Origin of the sequence: Campylobacter sp. 2018MI10 (genome assembly GCF_018501175.1) — a bacterium.
In the GTDB taxonomy this organism is placed as follows: domain Bacteria; phylum Campylobacterota; class Campylobacteria; order Campylobacterales; family Campylobacteraceae; genus Campylobacter_E.
This window is the reverse complement of the sequence record NZ_JAHCZD010000060.1, coordinates 1-573: the sequence shown is the minus strand read 5'-3', so window position 1 is coordinate 573 and position 573 is coordinate 1. Positions and strand designations below refer to the sequence as shown.

At 35.4% G+C, this 573-nt stretch carries 1 protein-coding gene; it reads left to right on the top strand.

Translation table 11 applies throughout. The features are described 5' to 3' along the window. Window positions 1-221 precede the first annotated feature (221 nt). Window positions 222-573: MFS transporter (locus KJR01_RS09660; RefSeq protein ID WP_214119027.1), on the top strand; the 352-nt coding region annotated here is incomplete at its 3' end.

Below are 573 nucleotides of genomic sequence, written 5' to 3'. Positions count from 1 at the left end.
CCACAATTAAGTAAGATCCTAAGATACCATTTACATAAACAAACACTAGCATATCTCCAGACATTGCGGTCGCGAAGATAAAGGAAATCATTTTTGTCCTCATAGATGTATTCCACACCAAAAATGCATCTACTCTATGATCTGGTACAGATTTATCGATTGATAAAGCTTATACGATTGAATTTGCAATTGGAACGACAATTCCGCATTCTCTTGAAGTAATTGATGGAATTGCAGATAAGAATTTTAACACACCTGAAGGTAGAAAAGTTTTTAAAAAGGCAGTTTTTTCTTGCTGGTTGGGAACTGCTATGGAATATGCAGATTTTGCACTTTATGGTTTAGCAGCTGCAACAATTTTTTCAGAAGTATTTTTTCCTGAGCAAACTCCAGTAATTGCACTTTTGCTTAGTTTTGTATCTTATGGCATAGGTGTTATTGCAAGACCTAGAGGGGCTGTGTTTTTTGGTCATTTAGGTGATAGACACGGAAGAAAAAATGTTATGATGTCTACAATAGCTTTAATGGGAATTTCAACTACTCTGATAGGTTTTATCCCAAGTTATGCGGTGA